The organism is Rhizobium sp. PK7-22, from assembly GCF_056530405.1.
Genome location: NZ_CP096514.1, coordinates 227,019 through 250,935 on the forward strand (window position 1 = coordinate 227,019; position 23,917 = coordinate 250,935).

Sequence of the window (23,917 nt, forward strand, 5' to 3'; positions counted from 1 at the left end):
CATTCCCCTTTTCTTGGATTAACCCGGAAACGCCATTCGCGGCAGGAACATCACGATATCCGGGAACACCGTGATGATGGCGGCAGTCGCCACGAGCAGGAAGAAAAACGGCAAGGCCGCCCGAGCCACCGTCAGACTGTCTCGGCCGCTCATCGTTTGCAGCACGAAGAGATTGAAGCCCACCGGTGGCGTGATCTGGGCCATTTCAACCATCAGCACCAGGAAGATGCCGAACCAGATCAGGTCGAAGCCGGCCTGCTGGATCATTGGAAGGACGACGACGGTGGTCAGCACGATCATCGACAGGCCGTCGATCGCGCAGCCCAGCAGGATGTACATGATCGTCAGAACGGCGATCAGGGCGTAGGGGCTGAGACCGAAGCCGTCGACCCAGCTGGCGAGGGCCGCCGGTATGCCGGTGTAACCCATGGCAATCGACATATAGCCCGCACCGGTGAGGATGAGCATGATCATGGCTGTCATGCGCGTCGCCCCCATGACGCTCTCCTTGAAGCTTTTCCAGGTCAGCGCCTTCTGCCAGGCGGCGATGACGAGCGAGCCCAGCACCCCCCAGGCGGCGCATTCGGTGGCGGTCGCCCAGCCCATCAGTAGGGCGGAAAACACCGTCGCGATCAAGAGAGCGAGCGGAATGAGGTTGAGGGTCTCCTTCAGCTTGCTCGCCAGGCTCGTCTTCGGTTCAGGCGGCGGGCACTTGTCGGGATTTCTCAGGGCCCAGACCACGATGGCCGCGATATAGAGGACCATGACGATCACCGCTGGAATGAGACCGGCAAGGAACATCTGGATGATCGAGACATTGGCGGCCACTGCATAGACGATCATGGTGATCGACGGCGGCACGAGAAAGCCCAGCGTTCCCGCACCGGCCAGCGAGCCGAGACTGATCATCTCGTCATAGCCGCGCTTCTTTAGCTCCGGCAGCGTGATCTTTGCCACCATGGCCGTCGTTGCGGCCGAGGAACCGGAGACGGCGCCGAACAGGCCGCATCCCAGCACGTTGACGTGCACGAGCCGACCGGGCAGCCAGTTCAACCAGGGTGCAAGGCCGCGGAACATCTCGTCGGAGAGCCGCGTGCGGTAGAGGATCTCCCCCATCCAGACGAACAGCGGTAGGGCCGCCAGGCTCCACGACGCCGTGCCGCTCCAGGCGTTCGTTGCGAGCGCTGCGCCGATCTGAATGCCTGCGGGCGCAAACTGCATCGCGATGAAGCCGCAGACGAGCAGCGCCACCCCGATCCAGACGCCCCCCACCAGGAGGAGCAGCAGAGTTCCAAGGATGATGCCGGAGACTTCGATAAGCAATCCGTTGTCCATCGTCAGACCCCGCTTTCCATGACGCGCTCGATGATCTCGTCCGTGCTGGTCGCCGGTGGCTTCTCGTAGCGAGGGGTCCCTCCGAAGAGGACGTGCAGGAGTTCGTCGACGAATGAAATGGCGAGCACCGACAGCCCGACGGACATGCCCAATTGCGGGATCCAAAGGGGGACGGCGATGACCCCCATGGAGACGTCGTTGAACTTCCAGGACACCCAGGTCATGTCGATGGCATACCAGGCGAAATAGGAAACGGCCGTCGCGCCGATCGCGGTGCAGGCGATCTCGATCAGCCGCCTGCGCCATCCGGTGAAGCGGTCGATGACAAGGCCCATGCGGATGAGCTCAGCGGACCGGAACGTATGCGCGAGAGCCAGAAAGGCCGTCGCTGCCATGCACCAGGCGGCAAAGTCGTCGCCGGCGGGAACGTCGATCCCCAGCGGACGGCCGGCCGACAGCGCCAGCATGATCAGGAAGATGGCGACCAGGAACACTCCCGCCAGATAGCCGGAAGCAAGATAGAGGCCGTCGAGCGACTTCCTCAGCCATTCGGGAAAGATACTGTGACGCGGATCAATGGAGGACACAGGTCATCCTCCCGTAGAACATACGGTTCTCATGCATCGTCGGCTCCCCTCGGTTGCCGTTGCGAGCGGGGCACTTGCGGCCCTTCTGCCCGTTATGCAGGCATGATGCAGCAATGTGCAATTTGCTGTCAATCAATCATTGACGTTTTATCGACGAAATGCATTCGTTAAGGAAAATACTCTTCCATGGAGGCGGGACATGACAGACGCGAGATGGGATTTCTGGATCGATCGTGGCGGCACCTTTACCGACATCGTCGGGCGCCGACCGGATGGCCAGCTCATTGCTCACAAGCTCCTGTCGGAAAATCCGGAAGCCTATCGGGACGCCGCCGTGCAGGGAATCCGCGAGCTCCTGGGGCTGAAGGCGGGCGAGCCTGTTCCTGCCGGTTCGATCGGCGCCGTGAAGATGGGAACGACGGTCGCCACCAATGCGCTGCTGGAGCGCAAGGGCGAGCGGACGCTGCTCGTCACGACCCGCGGTTTCCGCGACGCGCTGGCGATCGGCTACCAGGCCCGTACGGACATTTTTGCCAAGAAGATCATCAAGCCGGAATTGCTCTACAGCGCTGTGGTCGAGATCGACGAACGGGTGCGCGCCGACGGACAGGTCGAGGCGTCGCCCGACGAGACGGTCGTTCGCCAAGAGTTGCAGGCCCGCTTCGATGCGGGCTACCGCGCCCTCGCCATCGTCTTCATGCACGCCTACCGCTACCCCGAGCACGAGCAGCTGACCGCGCGGATCGCCCGCGAGATTGGTTTCACCCAGGTGTCCGTCAGCCATGAGGTTTCGCCGCTGATCAAGCTGGTCGGACGTGGCGATACGACCGTGGTCGACGCCTATCTCTCGCCGATCCTGCGCCGCTACGTCGAGCAGGTCGCATCGGAACTCGGCGCCGATGGCCAGGACGGCGCGCGCCTGATGTTCATGCAATCCTCCGGCGGACTGACGGCGGCCGATCTCTTCCAGGGCAAGGACGCGATCCTCTCCGGCCCGGCCGGCGGCGTCGTCGGCGCCGTGGAGACTTCCAGGCTTGCCGGCTTTACCCGCATGATCGGCTTCGACATGGGCGGCACCTCCACGGACGTGTCCCATTACGACGGCGAACTGGAGCGATCGTTCGAGACGGAGGTGGCGGGCGTGCGAATGCGCGCGCCGATGATGTCGATCCACACGGTGGCGGCCGGCGGCGGCTCCATCCTGCATTTCGAGAACGGCCGCTTCCGCGTCGGCCCCGATTCGGCCGGGGCCAATCCCGGACCCAAGGCCTATCGCCGCGGCGGCCCACTGACGGTGACCGACGCCAACGTCATGCTGGGCAAGCTCTCGCCCGACCTCTTCCCCGCGATCTTCGGCCCCAACCGCGATCAGCCGCTGGATGCGGACGCCGTGCGCGAAGGCTTCGAGTCGATGGCCGAGGTCATCGGCGACGGACGCACGCCGGAAGAGGTGGCCGACGGCTTCCTGGCCATCGCGGTCGAGAACATGGCGAATGCCGTCAAGAAGATCAGCGTTCAGCGCGGCTATGACGTGACCCATTACGTGCTGACGTGCTTCGGCGGCGCCGGCGGCCAGCACGCCTGCCTGACCGCCGATGCGCTGGGCATCTCGACGGTGATGATCCACCCCTTCTCCGGCATCCTCTCCGCCTATGGCATGGGGCTTGCCGATATCCGGGCGACCCGCCAGAAGACCGTGTCCGCTGAACTATCCGACGCCCTGGCTGCGCTCGGCCCGGTCCGCGACGAACTGACCTCCAGCGCGCTTCAGGAGATGGCGGCACAGGGTGTGGCCGAGGCCAATACGCAGGTGCTGCACCGGGCGCATCTGCGCTACCAGGGCACCGACACGACGATCGCCCTGCCGATTTCCGATGTAGCCGGGATGACGGAGATCTTCGAGGCGCTTCATCGCAAGCAGTTCGGCTTCATCTTCGAAAACCGCGACATCATCTTCGAGTCCTACGAAGTCGAGGCGATCGGCGGCGGTGCCGAGGCAAGCGAGCCGACGCATCCGCTCGACGCCTCTGTTCCCACGGCTGCCGACGAAACGCGCTTCTTCTCCGGCGGCGAGTGGCGCCGAGCACCCGTCTACCGCCGCGCCGACATCCGGCCGGGCGCGAAGGCTTCCGGTCCCTGCCTCATCGTCGAACCACACCAGACGATCGTCGTCGAGGACGGCTGGGCCTTCGAGATCACCGCGCTCGAACATGTCATCCTGAAGCGGGTGAAGGTGCTGGCCCGCAGCAAGGCGATCGGCACCGAGGCAGATCCCGTGCTGCTTGAGGTCTTCAACAATCTCTTCATGTCGATCGCCGAGCAGATGGGCGTGACGCTGCAGAACACCGCCTCCTCGGTCAACATCAAGGAGCGGCTCGACTTCTCCTGCGCCGTCTTCGATGCGCAGGGCGCGCTGGTCGCCAATGCGCCGCACATGCCGGTGCATCTCGGCTCCATGGACCGCTCGGTGGAATCCATCATCGCCGCCAACGCAGGAAAAATCCGCCCCGGCGACGTCTTCGCACTGAATGCGCCCTATAACGGCGGCACGCATCTGCCGGACATCACGGTGGTGACCCCGGTCTTCGACGATGCCGGCAGCGGCATCCTGTTCTACGTCGCCTCGCGCGGCCACCACGCCGATGTCGGCGGCACGGCGCCGGGCTCCATGACGCCGCTTGCCACGACCGTCGACGAGGAGGGCGTCCTCTTCGACAACGTGCTGCTGGTCGACCGGGGACGTTTCGACGAGGCCGGCATTACCCGGCTTCTCTCCGACCATCCCTACCCCGCGCGCAATGTTGCCCAGAATGTCGGCGACCTGCGGGCGCAGATCGCCGCCAACGAGAAGGGTGTCCACGAAATGCGCAAGATGATCGCGCAGTTCGGGCTCGACGTGGTGCAGGCCTACATGGGCCATGTGCAGGACAATGCCGAGGAAAGTGTACGCCGCGTCATCGAGAAGCTCGGCGATTCCTCATTCTCCTACGCCACCGACCAGGGCAGCACGATCGTGGTGAAGATCACCGTCGACAAGGCAAGGCGCGAGGCGACCGTCGATTTCACCGGCACCAGTCCGCAGAAGCCGAACAACTTCAATGCGCCGGAGCCCGTGACACGGGCAGCCGTCCTCTATGTCTTCCGGGTCATGGTCGAGAGCTCGATCCCGATGAACGCCGGCTGCCTGCGTCCGATCCGCATCATGGTTCCGGACGGCTCCATGCTGAAGCCGCAGTATCCGGCAGCCGTCGTCGCCGGCAACGTGGAGACGAGCCAGCACGTCACCAACGCGCTCTTCGGCGCGCTCGGTGCCATGGCAGCCAGTCAGGGCACGATGAACAACCTCACCTTCGGCAACGATATCTACCAGTATTACGAAACGCTCTGCTCCGGCTCGCCCGCCGGGATCTTCAACGACGGCTCCGGCTTTGACGGCACGGATGCCGTGCATGTGCACATGACCAATTCGCGCCTGACGGACCCGGAGATTCTCGAGACGCGCTACCCGGTGCTGTTGGAGGATTTCCACATCCGCGAGGGTTCCGGCGGCAAGGGGGAGTGGTCGGCCGGCGACGGCACGAAGCGCACCATCCGCTTCCTGGAGACGATGGACTGCGCCATCCTCTCCTCGCACCGCACGATCCGACCGCATGGGCTTGCGGGCGGCGAGGAAGGCGAACTGGGATCGACAACCGTCCGGCGCCTCGACGGACGGCTGGAGGATCTCGGCGGCTGCGGCCAGACGGTGCTTGAGGCGGGCGAAGCGGTCTGCGTCGTGACCCCGACGGGCGGCGGCTACGGCAGGCGCCGCTGATCCTTCGCGGAGGAAACTGGAGCCGCCGGAACGCGGCTCCGTCTATTGTCAGCCACCGGAGACCCAGATCGCATCGGCATCACCGAGGCTGCGCCGCACCGCGGCACTCTCGCTGGCGGGGATATCGACCGACACCTCGATCTCGCCTTCGAGGGCCGCGTCTTCGCGAGCACCGCCCTCATGCGATGCATCGCCGCCTGACGGCCGGGAGCCTGCCGTATTCTCATCGCCCGTGGACTGGATGAAGATGTCGGGCCGCGAGATGCCATGCTGCTGAACGAGATGTTCGACAGCGAGGTCGGCCGCCGCCCGCGTTGCGAAGGTTGCCCGGATCGTCATCGTGCTGTCGTCTGCCATGAGGCTGTCTCCTGCTTTCCAAGGTTCCAGGCACAAACGCCTGGATGACCCAGTGGTTTCGCAGGCCGCGTGTTTTGGCAGCAGGATGACGGCTTGTCGCGCTTAGCGCGCCACGATTTTGGCCCTGAACAGACCGGCCTTGTCCGCCGGCAGGCCGCGCCAGTAGGAGGGCGGTGCCTCGATCGTTTCGCCAAGGGCTGCCGCAGCGCGCCAGGGCCAGCGGGGATCGAAGAGGAGGCCGCGACCGAGCGCCACGAAATCCGCCCTGCCCTCGGAAATGATGGCATTTGCCTGCTCGGCCTCGGTGATCATGCCGACGGCGAAGGTCGCGACACCCGCCTCCGTCTTCAGCGCCTCGGCGAAGGGAACCTGATAGCCGGGGCCGGTGGTGATCTTCTGCTGCGGCACCAGCCCGCCGGACGACGTGTCGACGAAATCGACGCCCCTTGCCGCCAGCTCCTTGGCGAAGGCAACCGTCTGCGGCAGGTCCCAGCCGCCCTCGACCCAGTCCGTCGCCGAGACGCGCACGCCGACCGGCCGATCGGCCGGAAAGACGGCCCGGACGGCCTCGAACACCTCGAGCGGGAAGCGCATCCGGTTCTCCAGCGAGCCGCCATAGGCATCCTCGCGGCGGTTCGAGAGCGGCGACAGGAACTGGTGCAGGAGGTAGCCGTGGGCGGCATGCACTTCGATCCCGTCGAAGCCGAGCCGGGCCGCACGTCTGGCCGCATCGACAAAGGCCTCGCGGATCCGGACGAGCCCGGCCGCATCGATCGCGGTGGGCGCGCGGTCGCCCTCCTTGAACGGAATGGCCGAGGGCGCGGATGTCTCCCAGCCGCCCTCTTCCAGGCTCATCAACGGGCCGCCTTCCCATGGAACGTGACTGGAGGCCTTGCGCCCGGCATGGCCGAGCTGGATGAAGACGGCGCAGTCCTGCACCACCCGCACCGCCTCGATTGCCGTCTGCAAGGCCGCTTCCGTCGCATCGTCGTAGAGGCCGAGGTCGCCCGGCGTGATCCGTCCGGCGGGCTCGACGGCCGTCGCCTCGATGATCACGGTGCCGGCGCCCGACAGCGCCAGGTTGCCCATGTGGACCGTGTGCCAATGGTTGGCCCGGCCATCCTCGGCGCGGTACTGGCACATGGGCGACACCACGATGCGGTTCTTGAGCGTGACGCTCTTGAGGGTTGCCGGTGAAAACAGGTGGGGCATCTGGGTTTCCTTCAATGGCTCGAAATAGGTCTGCGGTCAGGCGCCGAGAAGCTGCAGGATGTCGTCGTCCAGCACCAGTCCGTTGGCAAGCGCCTCGCGCCGGTGCGTGGCGCCGCGCTTGCCGGGAAGCCGGGCTCCCGGATCACTGCCGATCATCTCGGCGAGCATGGAGAGGCGCGGCAGCATGTCGGCGCCGCCGGACGCCTTCGGGTCGATGACGATGATGGTCTGGCCGAGGGACGGCGGTGGCCCCTTGTCATCCAGCAGCGACGAGGCCTCGAATGCGTATTGCGCGCCGGTGATCCCGGCCGCGAGGATTTCCACCATCAGCGCAAGCGCCGCACCCTTGGCGTCCCCGAGCGGCATCATCGTGCCCTCCACGGCCCTTGCGGCATCGGTCGTCGGATGGCCGTCGGTATCGAGCGCCCAGTCCGCGGGGATGGCGACACCCTTCTGCTTCGCGGCAACGATCTTGCCGCGGGCGACCTTCGACATGGCCAAATCGATGACGATCGGATCACCATCCGGCAAGGGGGCGGCGAAGGCGATCGGGTTGGTGCCGTAGAGTGCCGTCCTGCCACCCCAGGGCGCCATGGCCGCGGGTGTATTGGCGACCATCAGCGCCACGAGCCCCCGTTCGGCGAAGCGCTCGACCGTCAGCCCCATGACGCCGGCGTGGTGCGAGCGGTGGATGGCGGCAAGCGCAATCCCCGTCTTTGCGGCAAGCGGCGCAAGCTCTGCCACCGCAAGATCGAGCGCCGGATAGGCAAAGCCGAAGGCGGCATCGATGCGCAGGACGGCCTCGGCCGTCTTGGCCGCCACCGGGGTCGCAAAGCCGTCCACCTTCCCGGCAATCGCCTGCGCGGCATAGGTCGGAACCCGGCGCAGCCCGTGGCCGCCCTGGCCGGCAGCCTCGGCGGCGACCAGCGCCCTGGCCACGGAGCGGGCATTGTCTTCGGTCACCTTGCTGCGCAGCAGGATGGAGACGACGAGGTCTTCGGCTTCGGAAACGGTAAGATGCATGACGAGACCTTCTAGTCAGTATCCGGCCATCCGCAAGGCGGCCGGAATTGCTGGCAGGGCGAGCGAAGCACCTGACGCGCAGAGGAGAACGAAGACGATCAGCTTCAGCAGTCGCGGCGAAATCGGCGGCGGCAGGCGGCGGGCAAGCTGCGTGCCGGCCATCACCGGAAGGATGGCCAGGAAGGCCGCCCAATATTGCCGGTCCGGAAATGTGCCGTCGGCAAAGACGACGCCGAGCCGGATCAGCGCGTTGACGCCGAAGATCGCGACCAGCGTCTCGCGGATGGCCACCATCGGAAAGGGCTGGCGATAGAAATGATAGACCAGCGGCGGACCGCTGGTGGAAAACAACCCGCTCATCAGCCCGGAGAACACCCCGAAGCCGATGAAGGACCCGTCTCCGGCTTGCCGTTCCTCACGCCGTGGCGGCATGATCAGTTGCAACGATGAAACGATGATGATCGCGCCGAGCAGGATGCGCAGGACCACCAGGCCATTGTCCGCCAGATGCGCAAGCAGGAGATAGCCGATCACCAGCGACGGCAGGCTGCTCAGAAGGACGAGCACGAACTGCCTCTTCAGCACCTCGGTCCAACCCTTGGTGAGCATGATCGCGGCATTGACCAGCGTCAGCACGCCGGTGACGACGGCGGCATCGCGCAGCGGCAGGATCTCGCTCAGCGCCACCGCTGCCATCAGGATCAGCCCGAAGGCGAAGCCGGTCAGCGTCTGCACATAGGCGGCAAAGCCCGCCATGACCATGAAGGCGAGAGCCTGCAAAGCGGTCAAGCGCGACGCTCCCCACTGCCTGGAGCCACACCGATCATGGCCGGTCGGTTCATGCCTTGCTGTCCAGCGAGGCGATCAGGTTGGCGAGGAGCACCGTTCGCGGCACCAGGCTGCTGACCAGGATATGCTCGTCGAAGGTATGGGCGCCGGCGCCATCGGCCCCGAGCCCGTCGAGGGTCGGCACGCCGAGGGCTGCAGTGAAATTGCCGTCTGAACCGCCGCCGGTCACCATGCCTTCCAGCGTGATGCCCAGTTCGGCCGCGATCCTGGCCGTGTGGTCGAAGAGGCGACGCCCTTCCTCGCTCTGGGCGAAGGGCGGGCGGTTGAGATCGCCCGAAATCTCGAAGGTGATGTCGGGATCGACAGGCGTCATCCCGCGGATCTTGTCGATCACCTCGGCGGCTATTGCCGCGTCGGGCAGGCGCAGGTCGAGCTGCAGGCGGCATTCCGCCGGAATGGTGTTGCGCCCGGTGCCGCCGTGGATCATGCCGGTTGTCACGGTGATGCCGCGGACCGGATCGTTCAGCGCCTCGAGCTCCAGAACCAGGCGGGCGGCGGCCCGGATCGCCGAGCGACCGTCGAGCGGGCGCACGCCGGCATGCGAGGCACGGCCGCGAACGACGATATCGAACATGCCGACGCCCTTGCGGGCCGTGACGATCTTGCCGCCGTCGCGGGCCGGCTCGACGACGAGCGCATAGGCCGCGTTGCGGGCGTACGCCTCGATCAGCGGCCGGGAGCTCTTGGAGCCCACTTCCTCGTCCGGCACGATCAGCAGGTCGATCGGCAGGTTGTGGCCCATCTTCGTGGCGAGCTTCATGGCCTCGAACGCCATCAGCACGCCAGCCTTCATGTCATAGATGCCCGGACCGTAGAGACGGTCGCCATCCTCGCGGAGCGGCAGTTTCTCCCGGATGGTCCCGGTCGCGTGCACCGTGTCGATATGGGCGAGGATCAGGACGCTTTTGGCGTTGTATCCCTCCAGCCGCGGCGTTCGGACGGCAAGGATGTCGCCGAAGCCGAGCCTACCGGGCGTTCGTTCGACGCAAAAGCATGTATCGCGTGCCAGGACTTCGATACGATCCGCCAGCCGGTTGACGGCGGCGGCATCTCCGCTGGGCGTTTCCATCTCCACCCACAGGCGAAGTTCGTCGAGGAAGGCGGCAAGATCGACGTCGCCCGTGGTGATGGGAAGGGTCATCGCGGTATCACTCCTCGTTGTCTGCGGGCACGAGCCGGATCAGATGGGCGGTTGCGGCATCCACTTTGTCGCGGCTGTAGAGCAGCGGCACATAATCTCCGCGCGACCATGGGCCGGACAGATCGTCGTAATGCGGCGATCGCGGATCGCCCGACTGACCGGGCGTGTTGACGCAGACGCTGTCGTCCCAGGAGCCCACATCCATGACGAGGCGAACAGATGCGCCGGAATTGACGACGAAGTCGCCAAGCCGGTAGGCCGCGTGCATCGGGGTGGAGCGGCTGCCGCCGACCGGCAGCGGACCGACATTCCATGCGGCATCCGCTTCGGGCTTCACGCGACTTGCCGCATGCTCGAAGAGCGCCCGGTGCAGGTCACCCCATCGCCATGCGGACGGGTCGGCGCCGAGCCGGGCCGCGCAATCCTCCCAACCCTTCGCCAGGGTCGAAAGCATCAGCGCGTCCCGCTCTTCGCCGCTCCAGAGGTGTTCGGGCGCCTGGAGCAGCGAGAGAAGCCGGTCGAAATCGCCAGGCAACAGAAGCTGGCGCACAGCCTGGTCCGGCGCAAAACGCGCCAGGAGGCCGGGCCGCAGATGTTTCATCCACCAGACCTCAAAGAGCGCGGCAGCGGCGCTGTCTGCCTCGAGGCGGTAGTCCCAGCCCTGGAAGAGCTTGATCCCGTGCAGACGGACAGCGTCTGCCGACATTCGCGAGGCCACCTCCTTGAGCAGGGTGACGATCACCTCGGCAGGTCGCGAATAGACATCCGTCTGCAGCGCCATGGAGGCGGTCAGCGTATGGCTGCGGTCGGCGGCGAGCACGGATTTGATGCGCCTTGCCCGGCTTCCCTCCGCCCATTCGTGGCCGATGGAGGGAGCGGCGGGATCGCGATCGGCGGGCAGGTTCATCTCGTTGGCGGAGGCCACGAAGCCAGTGGCAGGGTTGAAGCTGCGCGGCAGGTCCTCAGGCGGCAGAAAGCCGTCCCATTCGTGGCTGCCGTCGCCCGGCACCGGCAGCAGTCCCTGCCAGTTGCGGCGCACCGGCGTGAAGCCGGCCGTGAACCAGCCGATATTGCAGTCCACATCGGCGCTGACATGGCTGACCGAGGGCGTGCCCCAATGGCCAAGCGCATCCGCGAACGCCGCAGCCGATGGGCTGCGCATGTAGGAGAGGCTGCCGAGATAGGCGGCAGACCCCGGGGAGTGCCAGACGGTGCGCATGGCGACGGCGCGGCGGCGCGCCCGGTCCTCGTGCAGCACCGGCCCGTGACGGGTGAACGACAGCGTCAGCACCTGCGCGGGGTGGCCCTTGACGGCGAAGCCCTGCTCGACCCGCTCGATCTTTTCCCAGCCCTCCGCGTGGCGGTAGAGGTCCGGGTCGCCATCCTTCGTCTCGTAGACGTAGATATCCTCCTGGTCCGCCCCGAAGATGGTGAGGCCGAAGGCGGTGCGGTCGTTGTGGCCGATCGAGACGCCGGGAGCGCTGGGTTCGCCCGTCCCGATGACGTTGAGGCCCGGTGCTTCGAGGTGAACGAGGTAGCGCAGAGAGGGCACGGCATGGGCGCGGTGCGGGTCGCTGGCGAGGATGGGTCGTCCGCTTTCCGTCCGCGAGCCGTGGACCGCCCAGTTGTTGGAGCCTTCTTCGGCGCTGCGCTGCACGACCTCGCCGAGATCCGTCACTTCGGTCCAGATCCAGGCGTCGGCGAGACCAGCAGCAAGCCGCTCCTTTTCGAAGGTCACCGGCGCGGTCGCAAGCTTGAAGAGCCGCACCGCCTCCAGTGGAATGTCCGCGAAGGAAAGCCCGTCCGCCAGTTTCGGCTCCACCGGCGGGTCGAGCTCGAACCGCAGGAGATCGGTGGTGGCATCGGCCATCGCCATGACGTTGGCGCGCAGGATTTCGGAGACGCCATTGCGGGTCAGCGCGTGGCTGCGGATCCGCACCACGTCTTCCGGCTGCCATTCAGCGGGGCGGGTGCCGAAGAGGGAAAATTCCAACGGCAGGCGCTCGGGCTCCCGTTCGCAGAGCGCAATATAGGCGTTCACCCCTGCAGCAAAGGCGGTGCAGATCGCCTGCGTGTCATCCGCATAGGCAAGCCATTCTGCTTGCATGTCGCCGCGATAGAGGAAATGGCGCGCCGCATGGTCCTGGGCGAGATAACCGGGACCGAAATCGGCAGCCAGCAGGCCGAGGCCGCGCTTGCGCCAGAGGTCGAGCTGCCAGAGCCTGTCGCGCGCGGCATTGAAGCCCTGCAGGAAAAACAGGTCCGTCTCGCTCGCCGCCCGGATGTGCGGGATGCCCCATCGGTCGACCCGGATCTCGGCCCCGGCGCTCAGTCCCGAAAGCCCGATGGTTTCTTCAGTGGCGCGATCGGTCATGGCATGTCTTTCAGGCGTGGTGGCAGGCAACGCGGGCGCCGTCGGGACGCGGGGTCAGTTCCGGTCGCACCTTGGAGCAGATCTCGGTGGCCAGCGGACAGCGCGTATGGAAGGCGCAGCCGGAGGGGATGTTGGCGGGGCTCGGCAGCTCGCCCTGCAGGATGAAGCGCTGCTTGCCGCGCTGCACGACGGGATCGGCCTCCGGCACCGCCGACATCAGCGCCCGGGTGTAGGGATGCTTGGGATCGGCAAAGAAGGTGTCGCGGTCGGCAATCTCGACGAAGCGCCCGAGATACATGACCACCACCCGGTCGCAGATGTGGCGCACGACGCTGAGGTCGTGGGAGACGAAGAGGTAGGAGACACCCATGCGCTGCTGCAGCGCCACGAGCAGGTTGAGGATCTGTGCCCGCACCGAGACGTCGAGGGCCGAGACCGGTTCGTCGCAGATCAAGAGATCCGGCTCCAGGACGAGCGCCCGGGCAATCACAACGCGCTGCCGCTGCCCGCCGGAGAACTGATGCGGATAGCGGTCGGCATGTTCCGGCCGCAGCCCGACCTGCGTCAACAACTCTCCGACGCGCTCCTTCAGCGCCTTGCCGCGCGCAATGCCGCGCACGATCAGCGGCTCGCCGATGGTCGCCCCGATGGTTGAACGCGGGTCAAGCGACAGCGCGGGATCCTGGAAGATCATCTGCACCTTGCGGCGGATGTCGTTGAGCTTGCGGCGATCGGCGCCAACCACCTCTTCGCCGCTGATCCTGACGCTTCCCGACACCGGCGCCTGCAGTCCGACGATGGTGTTGGAGAGCGTGGACTTGCCGCAGCCGGATTCGCCGACGAGGGCCACGGTCTCGGCCCTCTTGATGTCGAGATCGACGCCGTTGACGGCTTTTACCACCACGCCGGACGAGCCCAGAAGCCCGCCGCGACCACCGAAATGGACGGCGACGTCGCGCAGTTCGAGAACATTCTGCAGGTCTTCGGTCATGCGGCTATCTCACGGATTTCGGCCATGCGGTCGATGTGCCAGCAGGCGGAGCGGTGGCCGCCGCCGCAGTCGAAGAGTGGCGGCTGCTCGACCCGACATTTCTCGGTCGCCAGCGGACAGCGATCGGCGAAGCGACAGCCGGCGCCGAATTCGTTGGGCGTCGGCACCCGGCCCTCGATCGTCGCGAGATCTGCCTTCGGCGCGTCGCTGAGCTTGGGAACGCTGGCGAGCAGCAGGGCCGTATAAGGATGCTTGGGTGTCGCGAAAAGTGCCTCGACGGGCGCCAGTTCCGCAATACGCCCGGCATACATCACCGCCACGTCGTCGGCGATGTCGGCGACCACGCCCATGTCGTGGGTGATGATGACGATCGACGTGCCGCGGTCGGCGACGAGCTTCTTCATCAGGTCGAGGATCTGCGCCTGGATCGTGACGTCGAGCGCCGTCGTCGGCTCGTCGGCCACCAGCACACGCGGGCTGCAGATCAGCGCGATCGAGATCATGATGCGCTGGCACATGCCTCCCGACAGTTCGAACGGGTACTGGTGCAGGCGGTGGTCCGGATCGGGAATGCCGACGTCGGCGAGCATCTGGCGTGCCTTGGCGTAGGCCTCCGTGCGCGACACCTTGTGGTGCGTGCGATAGGCGGCGGCAATCTGGGCGCCGACCGTCGTCAGAGGATCGAGCGAGGCGCTCGGCTCCTGAAAGATGATCGATATCTCCTTGCCGCGCGCCTTGCGGAACTCCCGCTCCGATAGCGCGGTGAGGTCGCGGTCACCCAGACGCACACTCCCGGCCGACAGCCTCGCCGCCGGCGGCAGCAGGCCGAGCATGGCATAGGAGGTCAGCGACTTGCCGCAGCCGGATTCGCCGACCAGCGCCATCACCTTCCCCGGAGCGACGGTGAACGAAATTCCGTCGACGACATTGGCACCGTCGATCTCGATGGTCAGGTCTTCAACCGACAGCAGCGGGCGCGGGTCCATGTCCATCCGATACTCCTCAGCCCGCACTTGCCGGCGCGGCCGGCTCGGGTCGCTTGTAGTTGCCGATCGAATTGCCGCCGTCGACGCTGAGGACAGCGCCGGTGATGAAGGCGGCCTGGTCGGAACAGAGATAGGCGATCGCACCCGGCGCATCGTCCGGGCCGCTGGCGCGCCCAAGCGGAATGTTCTTCAGCATGTTTTGCACATAGGCGTCGTCCAGCGCCGAGACCTCGCTGCCCGGCGCAAAGCCCGGCTCGACGATGTTGACCCGGATGCCGTGGTGGGCAAGCTCCATGGCGAACCCCTTCGACAGGCGCTCGATGGCGGTCTTGGAGGTGCAATAGGGCACGGAGTTCTGGTTCATCTTGCGGGCGGCACCGGAGGAGATGTTGATCACCGACCCCTTTTTGCCCTCGGCAATCATCAGCTTCGCCATTTCGCGCGTCAGCACGAAGGGCGCCCGCAGGTTGACGCCGAAGACGCGATCCCAGTCGGCGAACTCCATGTCGAGCAGGCTGAAGCGGGTGTAGATGCCGGCATTGTTGACGAGAATATCCGGCGCCTTCCATTCGCGGCGAACCAGATCCACCAGATCGAGCATCGAGGCGTCACTCGTCAGTTCGGTGGCGTGCAGCAGCGTGGTGGCCGGATCGAGGTTGAGGTCGGCCGCTACCTTCTCCAGCGCATCCATGCGGATGTCGCTGAGGCAGAGCTTTGCGCCGCGCTTGGCGAAATAGGCCGCCGTCCAGCCACCGAAAATGCCGGCAGCGCCCGTGATGACCATTGTCTTGTCTTGGAATTCCATGGGGTACCTCAGCGGGAACGGGAGCGCGGGTCGAGCTGGTCACGCAGCCAGTCACCGAGCACGTTGACGGAAAAGACGAGAAGGAAGAGGCAGACGCCCGGGACGGCGACAATCCACCAGGCGCGCTCCAGATACTGACGACCGACGCTCATGATCGAGCCCCAGCTTGCGGACGGCGGCTGAATGCCGAGGCCGAGGAAGGAAAGACCCGATTCCATCAGGATCATCAGGCCGAACTCCGCCGTCGCCACGATCAGGAGTGGACCGGCGATATTGGGCAGGACGTGATGGAAGAGGATGCGCACGGCACCCGCCCCGGCAAGCTCCGAGGCCTTGATGAACGGCAGGTTCGATACCTGCAGCGTCTGGGCATAGGCGACGCGGGTGTAGCGCGGCCAGCGCGTCAGGCCGAGGACGAGGACAAGCTTCAGGAAGCCCGGGCCGAGCACGGCGACCGTGAGGACCGCCAGCAGGATGGCCGGGATCGACATCATGATGTCGACGAGCCGCATGATGATGGTCTCCGTCCAGCCGCGAAACCACCCGGCGAGCATGCCGAGCGTCACGCCCACCAGCGTGGAGACGACGACGGAGAGAAGGGCAACGCCCAGCGAGATCCTGGCACCATAGAGCGTGCGGGAGAGCAGATCGCGACCCAGGTCATCGGTCCCGAACCAGTAGGTGACGTCACGATAGGAGAAACCGGGTGCCTTCAGGCGGGCGAGCAGCACCTGCCTGTTGGGATCGGCCGGAGCAACAAGCGGCGCGAAGACGGCCAGCATGATGATCGCCGCCAGGATGATCGAGACGATGATCACCGATGTTGGGACGCGACGGAGACGCTGGCGGACGGCATGGGCGCTGGCGATCACGGACATCTCCTCACTTGACCAGACGGATGCGCGGATCGACGACGACATAGACGAGGTCGGCCAGCACGCTGGTCAGCACATAGACGAAGGAAATCAGCAGCACGATCACCTGGACGACCAGGAAGTCGCGCGACTGGATGGATTGGATGGCGAGCTGCCCGATGCCCGGCCAGGCGAAGACGGTCTCGATGATCACCGCACCGGCCAGCAGATTGCCGATTTCCAGCGCGGCGATGGTGATGACCGGAATGGACGCGTTGCGCAGCACGTGACGAGAGACCACCTGCCCGAGCGACAGCCCTCGTGCACGGCCAGCCCTGACATAGTCCTTGCCGAGCTCGTCGATGATCGCGATCCGCGTCATGCGTGCGAAGGTCGACATCGACAGCGCCCCGAGCGCGATGGACGGCAGGATCATGGCGGAGAGCTCGCCTGCCCCGGAGGTCGGCAGCCAGCGCAGGGTGACGCCGAAGATGAAGATCAGCAGGATGGCCGACAGGAAGGTCGGTACGCTCTGCCCGGTGACGACGACGGCCGTCAGAATGCGCTCGATGACGCTGCCGCGCATGGTGGCCATGACGATGCCGGCGGGAATGCCGATGCCGATGGCGACGACAAGCGCACCGGCGGCGAGCTGGATCGTATAGGGCAGCCGCGAGGCGACGATGTCGAGGGCGGGCACGCGCTGGACGACGGAAATGCCGAAGTCCAGCTGGGTGAGACCGTAGAGATAGTCGAGATACTGGATATGGATGGGTCGGTCGAAACCGAGCTGGTGGCGCAGCTCGGCAATCATTTCGGCAGAGGCATCCTGGGGGACCAGAAGAAGCGTCGGGTCCCCCGAGAGATGCATGACGACGAAGACGATCGTGAGCACGCCGAAGATTGCGACGATGGCCTGTATCAATCTCTGGACGGCGTAATTCAACACGATCGTTTCCTCGCCTTTTACTGCTGCCAGCTCATGTCCATGACGAACATGGCTTCGTTGGCGGACGGCTCCCACTGCAGGTTCTTGGCTGCGCCGAAGAGCGCATAGACCTGGTAGAGGCCGAGACCCGGAACGTCCTCGCGCAGGATTTCATAGGCCTGCTTGTAGAGTTCCTTGCGCTTCTCCTCGTCGAGGATCGTGCGGGCTTCATCGACCAGGGCGTCGTACTTCTCGTTCTTGTACTTGGCCCAGATGCTGCCGCTGCGAAACAGCGGGAAGATGATGCCGTCGGCATCCTGGCAGGCGCAGGACCAGGCGCCGAAGGCCATGCCACCGGCATTTTCGGCGTCGCCCTGGCGGCGCTTCAGGAAGGTGGCCTGGTCGCTGGAGGAGATCGTCACGTTCAGCCCGACCTCGTTGACCATCTGCTGGATGGCCTCGACGAGCGCGCGCGGATAGGACGGCGATGTCAGGAACTCGACCGTCGCGCCTTCGGCACCGGCTTCCTTGACCAGTTCGGCAGCCTTGTCCGGATCATAAGGATATCCTTCGACAGCGTCGGTATAGCCGAAGATCGGCTCGGCACCGACCACGTTCACCGCCTTGCCGTAGCCTTCCAGAAGCGCGTCGACGAGGCCCTGCTTGTCGATCGCATAGGCGATCGCCTGGCGCACCCGCACGTCCTTCGTCGGGCCGGCTTCGGCGTTGATGTAGAGGTACCCCACGCGCTCCGTCTCGCCGGACAGAAGCTTCGTGTTGCTGTCGCTCTCGATCGTCGATGCCTGGTCGGGCGGCACGTCGCGGACGAGATCGGCCTTGCCCGTCTTCAGATCGGCGATGCGGGTCGAGACGTCCGGAACAGCACGGAAGACGACCTTTTCGAAGGGCGGCTGGCCGCGCCAGTAGCCATCATAGGCTTCGAGGTTGGTCGCGATGCCCTTCTGCCATTCCACCAGCTTGTAGGGACCGCTGCCCATCGGGTTCAGGTTGAACTCCTGGTCGCCGACCTTCTCCACATAGGCCTTGGGAACGATGGACAGCTTCACGAGCTGGGCCAGCAGTGCCGGATAGGCCGACTTCGTCGTCACCTTCACCGTCGTCGCATCGACGGCTTCCGCGGTGGCGATCTGGTCGAACTGCGACAGCTGCGGGCTCTTCAGGGCGGGATCGACGATGCGGGCGATCGAGAAGGCGACATCTTCCGCGGTCAGCTTGGTGCCGTCCTGGAAGGTGACGTCGTCGCGGATCTTGAAGGTGATCGTCGTGTCGTTGTCGTAGGTCCATTCGGTGGCGATCTGCGGCACGATCTTGCCGGAGGTATCGCGCGTCAGCAGGTTGTCGAAGATGTTGCGGTAGACCGTGTAGCTGTCGGTGTTCCACTGCAGATGCGGGTCGAGAGTAGCCGCATCGTTCGGCAGATCGATCGTCAGCGTGTCCTTGGTCTGTGCGATGGCGGTCGACGTCATCAGCGCCATGACCACGGCCGCGATGGATGCTAGTCCTGTTTTCATGTCTTCACCCTCTTCCTTATTGGTTTTCTAGCTTGATGGACCAGCGTCAGCTGGCAGGCGCGGCAGTGGAAAGGCCGCATTCGTCGGCGCAGTAGCGGGCGAGTTCCGCGTGCGTGCAGAACCAGACGTCACCCTTCGACTGCGCAAGCCGGATGGTTTCCTCGAGAATGAAGATGCGGGAGCGGTGCCCGACGTGGTGCGGGTGCAGGGTCACCTGGAAGAGGCCGCCCTCCTCCCATGCGACATCCAGCTCGCGCCGGAGAATGTCGGCGACCATGGCCGGCCCGCCATAGGGGCGCGCACCGGTCATCCGGTCCATCGCCACATAGGGAGCATCGTCGCGGATCCATTCCACCGGGATCTCGACCATGCCTGTCGGCTCGCCGTCTTCCACAAGCTCGTAGGGTTCGTCATCGGCCATCAGCGAGGAGTCATAGAGGAGGCGCATCTCGCGGGCGATGGCCAGCGTATAGGGGCTGAAATCCCAGGATGCCGTGCGCATGCCGACCGGGCGCACGCCGGAGAGCGTTTCCAGCATGTCGGATGCCCTGAATGCAAGATCCCGTTCGGTCGCATGGTCGAGGCGCGAATTGAACTCATGGATCCAGCTGTGCATGCCGATCTCATGGCCGCCGGCAATCACGGCCCTCACCTCGTCCGGATTGATCATCGCCGAGACGGCGGGCATGAAGAAGGAGGCCGGAACACCGTATTTTTCGAGGAGCGCCAGGATCCGCGGCATGCCGCGGCGGGCGCCGTACTGGCCCTGGCTCAACCGGCTGATGGACTCGCCACCGTTCCTCAGCTCGAAGGTTTCGTGATCTGAATCGAAGGAGATCGCTACAGCCATGCGGGCGCCGTTTTTCCAGGCGGCCGGCTTCAGCGATCGTCCGGCGCGGGCCTTGCCAATCTTCTGGCGCCAGATATCCTCGGGCCACATCCAGGGTTGGTGCTGATCGTGATCTCGCGTGGCGCTCATCGGTAGCCTTCATCCTGCGGCGCATCGCGATCTGCGTTTCGCACCTGCTCCAAAAGTGTTACAAGCCCAAGAATTAATCAGCAATCGAGGTTTTGTTCACGTACATGAACTCCGAGGTGAAGAGCGCTGGCCGCATCCTTGATCTTCTCGAGTATCTCTCCCATTGCCGGGAAGCGGTATCCCTGTCGCAGATCATCCGTGACCTGGGTTTTCCAAAGTCCAGCGCCCACGGCCTGCTCCAGACCCTGACGGCTCGCGGGCACCTGACGCAGGACGAGGCGGGACGCTACATCCTGGTCGAATCCAGCCACGGCTTTCCCTTTCGCCCACACGAGGAGCCTCTGGTCGTCACCGCCCGCCCCTACATGGAGCGGCTGCGCGACGATTCCGGCGAGACGGTACTGCTCTCGACAATGAACGCCCATTGCGACATCCGCAGGCTCGCCAAATGCGTCAGCCACCATCCGCTTCGCTACGACGTCAACCTGGATGCGGCGATCACCCCCTATTGTACCGCCACCGGACGGCTTCTCCTGGCCCATGCCCGACCCGAGGTTCTGGAGAGCTATCTCTCGCGGGTGCAGTTCCTCACCTACACCCGTTATACGATTACCGATCCAGCTGAACTGCGCAAATTGCTCGTCAAGGTGCGCCGTGACGGCTATGCGCTGAACGACCAGGAGTTCGTCACCGGCTCCACCGGCATCGCCGCACCCGTCTGGAACGCCGAAGGCGAGGTGATCGCGGCGCTCAATCTCGGCACCCTGACATCCCGTTTCCTGGAGAGACGGGAACTCCTGATACTGATGGTGCGAGAAGCTGCCTTCCAGCTCAGTCGCGCCATGGGATACCGTCCCTAGGAAATGGATCAGCCTCTCGGCTGCAGCCCTCACGCGCGCGCCGTAACGGTCGCCCATTTCCCGCCGGGCGAAACGCCTGCCTTTGTTTGGGTGTACCATGCACGTCGCAGAGTCGAGGTGCGGTATTGGTTCATTCGGCAGGCTGAGCCGCTCGAAGCCCGGAGGCCACATAGATCGCATCCAGCGCCTTCATGTTGCCGATGGCATCCTGACCGCCGGTGGGTAGCCTCGTTCCGTTCTCGACTGCTTCTACGAATGCCGCCAGCTGGTAATCGTAGGTGGTGCCTGCGGCCAGCGTGAACTCGCGGTAGCTGTCACCGAACCATTCCCGGATGGAATGTCCCTTGTGCGGCAGGCAGGGGTTGTCGAGCTCGATCACCCCCTTTTCGCCCTCGACCCGCAGCAATCCCCGAAACGGCGGACTGGCGATGTCTGCAACCAGTTGCGCCTCGACGCCACCGGGAAAGCGCAACTTGACTTCCATTCTCTGATCGACGTCGAGCGGCGTAAGCTCTGCCTGCGCGGACAGGATCTCGGGCTCCTCGCCCATGAAGCTGCGCAGCCAGTGCAGCGGATAGCAACCGAGATCCATCATGGCGCCGCCACCCTGCTTGGGGTCGTGCCGGATATTGTGCGGATCAAACGGGATATCGACATGGAATTCGGCCCGCAGCGCGCGGATCTCGCCGAGCGCTCCCGACGTCTTGCACGCAAGCAGATGCAGGAAGACGGGGTGGTAGCGGTCGTGAAATGCCTCGGCCAGCACGCGGTCGGCCGCCTCTGCGGCTTCGACCATGACCTCGGCCTCGCCGGCCGTCATCGCCAGAGGTTTTTCGCAGAGCACATGCTTGCCGGCCTTCAGCGCCCTGATCGACCATTCGGCATGGGCGGCCGGCGGCAGGGCATTGTAGACGATGGTGATGTCCGCATCGGACAGGAGATCATCATAGCTCTCATAGGCCTTCGTGATCCCGTGCAGCCGCGCATAGTCCCCGGCAGCGGCGGGACGTCGGGAGGCGACCGCATGGATGCGGCAGTCGTCACGACGACGCGCTGGCTGGATGATGGAGCGCGGCGCGATGCCGGCCGCGCCCAGAATGCCGATCATGTGCATCGGTCTGCTCCTCAATCGAAAAAGTCTTGGTCTTCCGGCGACAGATAGGCCTTGGCGCGGTCGGCGATGATCTCGACGCCCATGCCGGGCCGGTCCGGGACGTCGATCATGCCGTTCGTCACGATCGGCGATGGAAAACCCTCCACCAGATCCGTCCACCATTCAGGATCTGCTGTCGTGTATTCGAACGCGATGAAATTGGCGGGAAGCGTGGCCGACACCTGAACCAGGGCCGCCAGCCCCAGCAAGCCGTTCGCAGTGCCGTGAGGGGCGATGGTGATGCCATGCAGATCCGCATATTCGGCGATCCACTTCAGTTCGGCGATACCCCCCACGTCCGCGGGATCCGGACCGATGACGTGAACGGCGTGGGATTCGATCAGCTCCTTGAAGTTCTGGCGCAGATAGATCTGCTCCCCCGTATGGATGGGCGTCGTCGAGCATCGGGTGAGTTCCCTGTAGACGCCTGCATTCACCCAGGGCGTATAATCCCCCGACAGGAGATCTTCGAGCCACAGGAGGTTGAAGGGTTCCAGCATCCGCGCCAGACGGATCGCATCCGCCAGCATCCAGCCCGGGCCGCAGTCCAGCGCGAGGCCAACCCTGTCGCCCGCCACCTCCTTCATGGCAGCCACGCAGTCCACGAGGTGCTTCAGGCCTTTCTCCGTGACCGGGCCCCGGTCGAGCGCCCCGTGGAACGGGCTGGCGTTCGGCTCGCCGTAATAGAAGTTCGGCACCTCGCGCTTCATCGCGGAATGAAAGCCGATGGGCTGCTTGATGATGGTGAAGCCCTCCGAAAGCGCCATCATCTTGGCGATGTCGTCGGCGTAATCCTGCGGCTCATAGCCGGCGAAGGGAAAACGCATCGAGCCGTTGTAGACACGCACCCGGTCACGGACCTTGCCGCCCAGCAGCTTGTGGACGGGCAGGCCCGCCGCCTTCCCGGCAAGGTCCCAGAGCGCCATTTCGATGACGCTGACGGCACTCCCCCAGGGCTTGAAGCCGCCTCTCTGGCGGATCTTCAGCATGACCCTCTCGACGAGAGTCGGATCCTCGCCGATCAGCGCATCGCGAAAGGCCAGGATGTGCGGCTTCAGATAGGGCTTCCACGTTTCCGCCTGGGCGAAGCCCGAGATGCCTTCATCCGAAACGATGCGCACGATCGGGCTCTTGCCGATGACGGCACATTTGATGTCGACGATTTTCATGCGGGCTCCCCCCAATGCACTTCAGACTGGAATGACGGCGCTGATGGCCTTTGCGGTCTCCATCGCCGCCACGCGGATCTCCTCCATGCGGCTGGGCTGGGTGCCGGCCAGGAAAGGCACGCTGACCGCCGCCAGCATCCGGCCGCTGCGCGTGAACACGGGGGTTGCGAAGGCCTGGATGCTGGGCGCATTCTCCCCTTTGTCCTGCGCCCATCCCAGCCGCCTGATGCGGGCGAACTCGCTGCGCAGCCGTTTGGGATCCGTGATCGTCTTGGCGGTGAAGGCGACGAGGGGACGCGAAAGCCAGAAGTCGAGGTCTTCGGGCGGCAGATAAGCAAGCAGCAGCTTGCTTGCCGCTCCGGCATGGATAGGCATGCGCTGTCCCGGCGCCACCGTCAGGGCATACTCCCGTTTACCCTGGGCGGCGGCAAGAACAAGGATGCCCTCCTGATCGAGGATGCTCAGCTTCACCCCTTCGCCCAGTTCCGCAGCCAGCTTGTCGAGAAACGGCTGGCAGAGGGCGGCGAGGTCGAACTCCGTCGCCCGGACACCGACATGCGCGGCAAGCGACAGCAGCCGCCGGCCCAGGTGATAGCTGCCCGTATCGTCACGGTAGACGATGTCATGCTGCTGCAGCGAGTTGAGGATCCGGTAGATGGTCGTTCGGGGAAGCTTGAGCGCCTCCGTCAGGTCGCTGATTGAAAGCCCCCTGTCCTTGCGTTCGATCTCGCACAGCACATCCATCATCCGGTCTATGACCGGGATCGTGTGCTTGCTCACGCCATCGTCTGCGGCTTCGCTCATTGGCACCTGCCCTGTTGACAAAACTCAGCCCGTCATTAGCATACATATGTGAACTGTCAAAGTTCATATTTGGATAGCCGGAGGAGGCGGATGTCTGAATTCGGTTTCACGCTGAGGCACCGCGACAGTGCATCCGCACGGCGGCAAGATACTCGACAGCGCAA

General features: G+C 65.0%; 20 protein-coding genes. 2 read left to right on the forward strand and 18 right to left on the reverse strand.

Going from position 1 to position 23,917, the window contains the following annotated elements; genetic code table 11:
- Positions 1-18: 18 nt before the first annotated feature.
- Together M1E10_RS05925 and M1E10_RS05930 are read right to left on the reverse strand one after the other, a co-directional pair.
- Complete coding sequence (locus M1E10_RS05925) at positions 19-1,335, reverse strand: TRAP transporter large permease (RefSeq protein ID WP_499175463.1); 1,317 nt, start codon at positions 1,333-1,335, stop codon at positions 19-21.
- Between the two features lie 2 nt (positions 1,336-1,337).
- A complete protein-coding gene (locus M1E10_RS05930) occupies positions 1,338-1,922 on the reverse strand; it encodes a TRAP transporter small permease (RefSeq protein ID WP_499175464.1) in 585 nt (194 codons plus the stop codon).
- Between the two features lie 199 nt (positions 1,923-2,121).
- On the opposite strand from M1E10_RS05930, the gene M1E10_RS05935 reads away from it, so the two are divergent.
- A complete protein-coding gene (locus M1E10_RS05935; RefSeq protein WP_499175465.1) occupies positions 2,122-5,736 on the forward strand; it encodes a hydantoinase/oxoprolinase family protein in 3,615 nt (1,204 codons plus the stop codon).
- Positions 5,737-5,784: 48 nt separating this feature from the next.
- On the opposite strand, the gene M1E10_RS05940 is transcribed toward M1E10_RS05935, so the two are convergent.
- The 13 genes from M1E10_RS05940 to M1E10_RS06000 all read right to left on the reverse strand — a co-directional run bounded on the left by M1E10_RS05940 (position 5,785) and on the right by M1E10_RS06000 (position 19,767).
- Positions 5,785-6,093, reverse strand: coding sequence for a hypothetical protein (locus tag M1E10_RS05940; protein ID WP_499175466.1), 309 nt, complete (start codon positions 6,091-6,093; stop codon positions 5,785-5,787).
- A gap of 102 nt (positions 6,094-6,195) precedes the next feature.
- Positions 6,196-7,305: an NADH:flavin oxidoreductase/NADH oxidase gene (locus tag M1E10_RS05945; RefSeq protein WP_499175467.1), complete on the reverse strand. Its 1,110-nt coding sequence runs from the start codon at positions 7,303-7,305 to the stop codon at positions 6,196-6,198.
- Positions 7,306-7,341: 36 nt separating this feature from the next.
- A complete protein-coding gene (locus M1E10_RS05950) occupies positions 7,342-8,328 on the reverse strand; it encodes an Ldh family oxidoreductase (RefSeq protein ID WP_499175468.1) in 987 nt (328 codons plus the stop codon).
- Between the two features lie 15 nt (positions 8,329-8,343).
- On the reverse strand, positions 8,344-9,117 hold the full coding sequence (locus M1E10_RS05955) for a TSUP family transporter (protein WP_499175469.1): 774 nt from the start codon (positions 9,115-9,117) through the stop codon (positions 8,344-8,346).
- A gap of 49 nt (positions 9,118-9,166) precedes the next feature.
- Entirely contained in the window at positions 9,167-10,318 is a 1,152-nt protein-coding gene (locus tag M1E10_RS05960; RefSeq protein WP_499175470.1) for a M20 family metallopeptidase, read from the reverse strand.
- Between the two features lie 7 nt (positions 10,319-10,325).
- Positions 10,326-12,692: a penicillin acylase family protein gene (locus M1E10_RS05965; RefSeq protein WP_499175471.1), complete on the reverse strand. Its 2,367-nt coding sequence runs from the start codon at positions 12,690-12,692 to the stop codon at positions 10,326-10,328.
- A 10-nt stretch (positions 12,693-12,702) separates the two neighbouring features.
- Positions 12,703-13,683 carry an ABC transporter ATP-binding protein gene (locus M1E10_RS05970; RefSeq protein WP_499175472.1) on the reverse strand — a complete coding sequence of 327 codons (981 nt, stop codon included), beginning with the start codon at positions 13,681-13,683 and terminating at the stop codon, positions 12,703-12,705.
- Positions 13,680-14,669 carry an ABC transporter ATP-binding protein gene (locus M1E10_RS05975; RefSeq protein WP_499177097.1) on the reverse strand — a complete coding sequence of 330 codons (990 nt, stop codon included), beginning with the start codon at positions 14,667-14,669 and terminating at the stop codon, positions 13,680-13,682. The genes M1E10_RS05970 and M1E10_RS05975 overlap by 4 nt, the downstream gene beginning before the upstream one ends.
- A 16-nt stretch (positions 14,670-14,685) precedes the next feature.
- A complete protein-coding gene (locus M1E10_RS05980; RefSeq protein WP_367571793.1) occupies positions 14,686-15,474 on the reverse strand; it encodes an SDR family NAD(P)-dependent oxidoreductase in 789 nt (262 codons plus the stop codon).
- An 8-nt stretch (positions 15,475-15,482) separates the two neighbouring features.
- On the reverse strand, positions 15,483-16,352 hold the full coding sequence (locus tag M1E10_RS05985) for an ABC transporter permease (RefSeq protein ID WP_499175473.1): 870 nt from the start codon (positions 16,350-16,352) through the stop codon (positions 15,483-15,485).
- 4 nt (positions 16,353-16,356) lie between these two features.
- Positions 16,357-17,277 (reverse strand): ABC transporter permease, encoded by a 921-nt coding sequence (locus M1E10_RS05990; RefSeq protein ID WP_499175474.1) that lies wholly within the window; start codon positions 17,275-17,277, stop codon positions 16,357-16,359.
- 17 nt (positions 17,278-17,294) lie between these two features.
- Positions 17,295-18,788 (reverse strand): ABC transporter substrate-binding protein, encoded by a 1,494-nt coding sequence (locus M1E10_RS05995; protein ID WP_499175475.1) that lies wholly within the window; start codon positions 18,786-18,788, stop codon positions 17,295-17,297.
- A 46-nt stretch (positions 18,789-18,834) separates the two neighbouring features.
- Complete coding sequence (locus M1E10_RS06000; protein WP_499175476.1) at positions 18,835-19,767, reverse strand: polysaccharide deacetylase family protein; 933 nt, start codon at positions 19,765-19,767, stop codon at positions 18,835-18,837.
- A 104-nt stretch (positions 19,768-19,871) separates the two neighbouring features.
- Between M1E10_RS06000 and M1E10_RS06005 the strand changes: the two genes are divergently transcribed.
- Positions 19,872-20,627, forward strand: coding sequence for an IclR family transcriptional regulator (locus M1E10_RS06005; protein WP_499175477.1), 756 nt, complete (start codon positions 19,872-19,874; stop codon positions 20,625-20,627).
- Between the two features lie 130 nt (positions 20,628-20,757).
- On the opposite strand, the gene M1E10_RS06010 is transcribed toward M1E10_RS06005, so the two are convergent.
- Genes M1E10_RS06010 through M1E10_RS06020 form a run of 3 tightly spaced genes read right to left on the reverse strand, consistent with a single transcriptional unit; the run spans position 20,758 to position 23,753 of the window.
- The gene (locus M1E10_RS06010; RefSeq protein WP_499175478.1) at positions 20,758-21,741 is read right to left on the reverse strand and encodes a Gfo/Idh/MocA family protein; all 984 of its coding nucleotides are present in this window, start codon (positions 21,739-21,741) and stop codon (positions 20,758-20,760) included.
- An 11-nt stretch (positions 21,742-21,752) separates the two neighbouring features.
- On the reverse strand, positions 21,753-22,949 hold the full coding sequence (locus M1E10_RS06015) for a mandelate racemase/muconate lactonizing enzyme family protein (RefSeq protein ID WP_499175479.1): 1,197 nt from the start codon (positions 22,947-22,949) through the stop codon (positions 21,753-21,755).
- Between the two features lie 21 nt (positions 22,950-22,970).
- Positions 22,971-23,753 (reverse strand): IclR family transcriptional regulator, encoded by a 783-nt coding sequence (locus M1E10_RS06020; RefSeq protein WP_499175480.1) that lies wholly within the window; start codon positions 23,751-23,753, stop codon positions 22,971-22,973.
- Positions 23,754-23,917 lie beyond the last annotated feature (164 nt).

Excerpts from the sequence above, each read along its gene's own strand:
- M1E10_RS05975 (WP_499177097.1), bottom strand. The coding sequence starts at position 14,669 with ATGGACCCGCGCCCGCTGCTGTCGGTTGAAGACCTGACCATCGAGATC.
- M1E10_RS06020 (WP_499175480.1), bottom strand. The coding sequence starts at position 23,753 with ATGAGCGAAGCCGCAGACGATGGCGTGAGCAAGCACACGATCCCGGTC.
- M1E10_RS06000 (WP_499175476.1), bottom strand. The coding sequence starts at position 19,767 with ATGAGCGCCACGCGAGATCACGATCAGCACCAACCCTGGATGTGGCCC.
- M1E10_RS06015 (WP_499175479.1), bottom strand. The coding sequence starts at position 22,949 with ATGAAAATCGTCGACATCAAATGTGCCGTCATCGGCAAGAGCCCGATC.
- M1E10_RS05950 (WP_499175468.1), bottom strand. The coding sequence starts at position 8,328 with ATGCATCTTACCGTTTCCGAAGCCGAAGACCTCGTCGTCTCCATCCTG.
- M1E10_RS05960 (WP_499175470.1), bottom strand. The coding sequence starts at position 10,318 with ATGACCCTTCCCATCACCACGGGCGACGTCGATCTTGCCGCCTTCCTC.
- M1E10_RS05980 (WP_367571793.1), bottom strand. The coding sequence starts at position 15,474 with ATGGAATTCCAAGACAAGACAATGGTCATCACGGGCGCTGCCGGCATT.
- M1E10_RS05945 (WP_499175467.1), bottom strand. The coding sequence starts at position 7,305 with ATGCCCCACCTGTTTTCACCGGCAACCCTCAAGAGCGTCACGCTCAAG.
- M1E10_RS05965 (WP_499175471.1), bottom strand. The coding sequence starts at position 12,692 with ATGACCGATCGCGCCACTGAAGAAACCATCGGGCTTTCGGGACTGAGC.
- M1E10_RS06005 (WP_499175477.1), top strand. The coding sequence starts at position 19,872 with ATGAACTCCGAGGTGAAGAGCGCTGGCCGCATCCTTGATCTTCTCGAG.
- M1E10_RS05925 (WP_499175463.1), bottom strand. The coding sequence starts at position 1,335 with ATGGACAACGGATTGCTTATCGAAGTCTCCGGCATCATCCTTGGAACT.
- M1E10_RS05995 (WP_499175475.1), bottom strand. The coding sequence starts at position 18,788 with ATGAAAACAGGACTAGCATCCATCGCGGCCGTGGTCATGGCGCTGATG.
- M1E10_RS05985 (WP_499175473.1), bottom strand. The coding sequence starts at position 16,352 with ATGTCCGTGATCGCCAGCGCCCATGCCGTCCGCCAGCGTCTCCGTCGC.
- M1E10_RS05935 (WP_499175465.1), top strand. The coding sequence starts at position 2,122 with ATGACAGACGCGAGATGGGATTTCTGGATCGATCGTGGCGGCACCTTT.
- M1E10_RS05970 (WP_499175472.1), bottom strand. The coding sequence starts at position 13,683 with ATGACCGAAGACCTGCAGAATGTTCTCGAACTGCGCGACGTCGCCGTC.
- M1E10_RS05940 (WP_499175466.1), bottom strand. The coding sequence starts at position 6,093 with ATGGCAGACGACAGCACGATGACGATCCGGGCAACCTTCGCAACGCGG.
- M1E10_RS06010 (WP_499175478.1), bottom strand. The coding sequence starts at position 21,741 with ATGCACATGATCGGCATTCTGGGCGCGGCCGGCATCGCGCCGCGCTCC.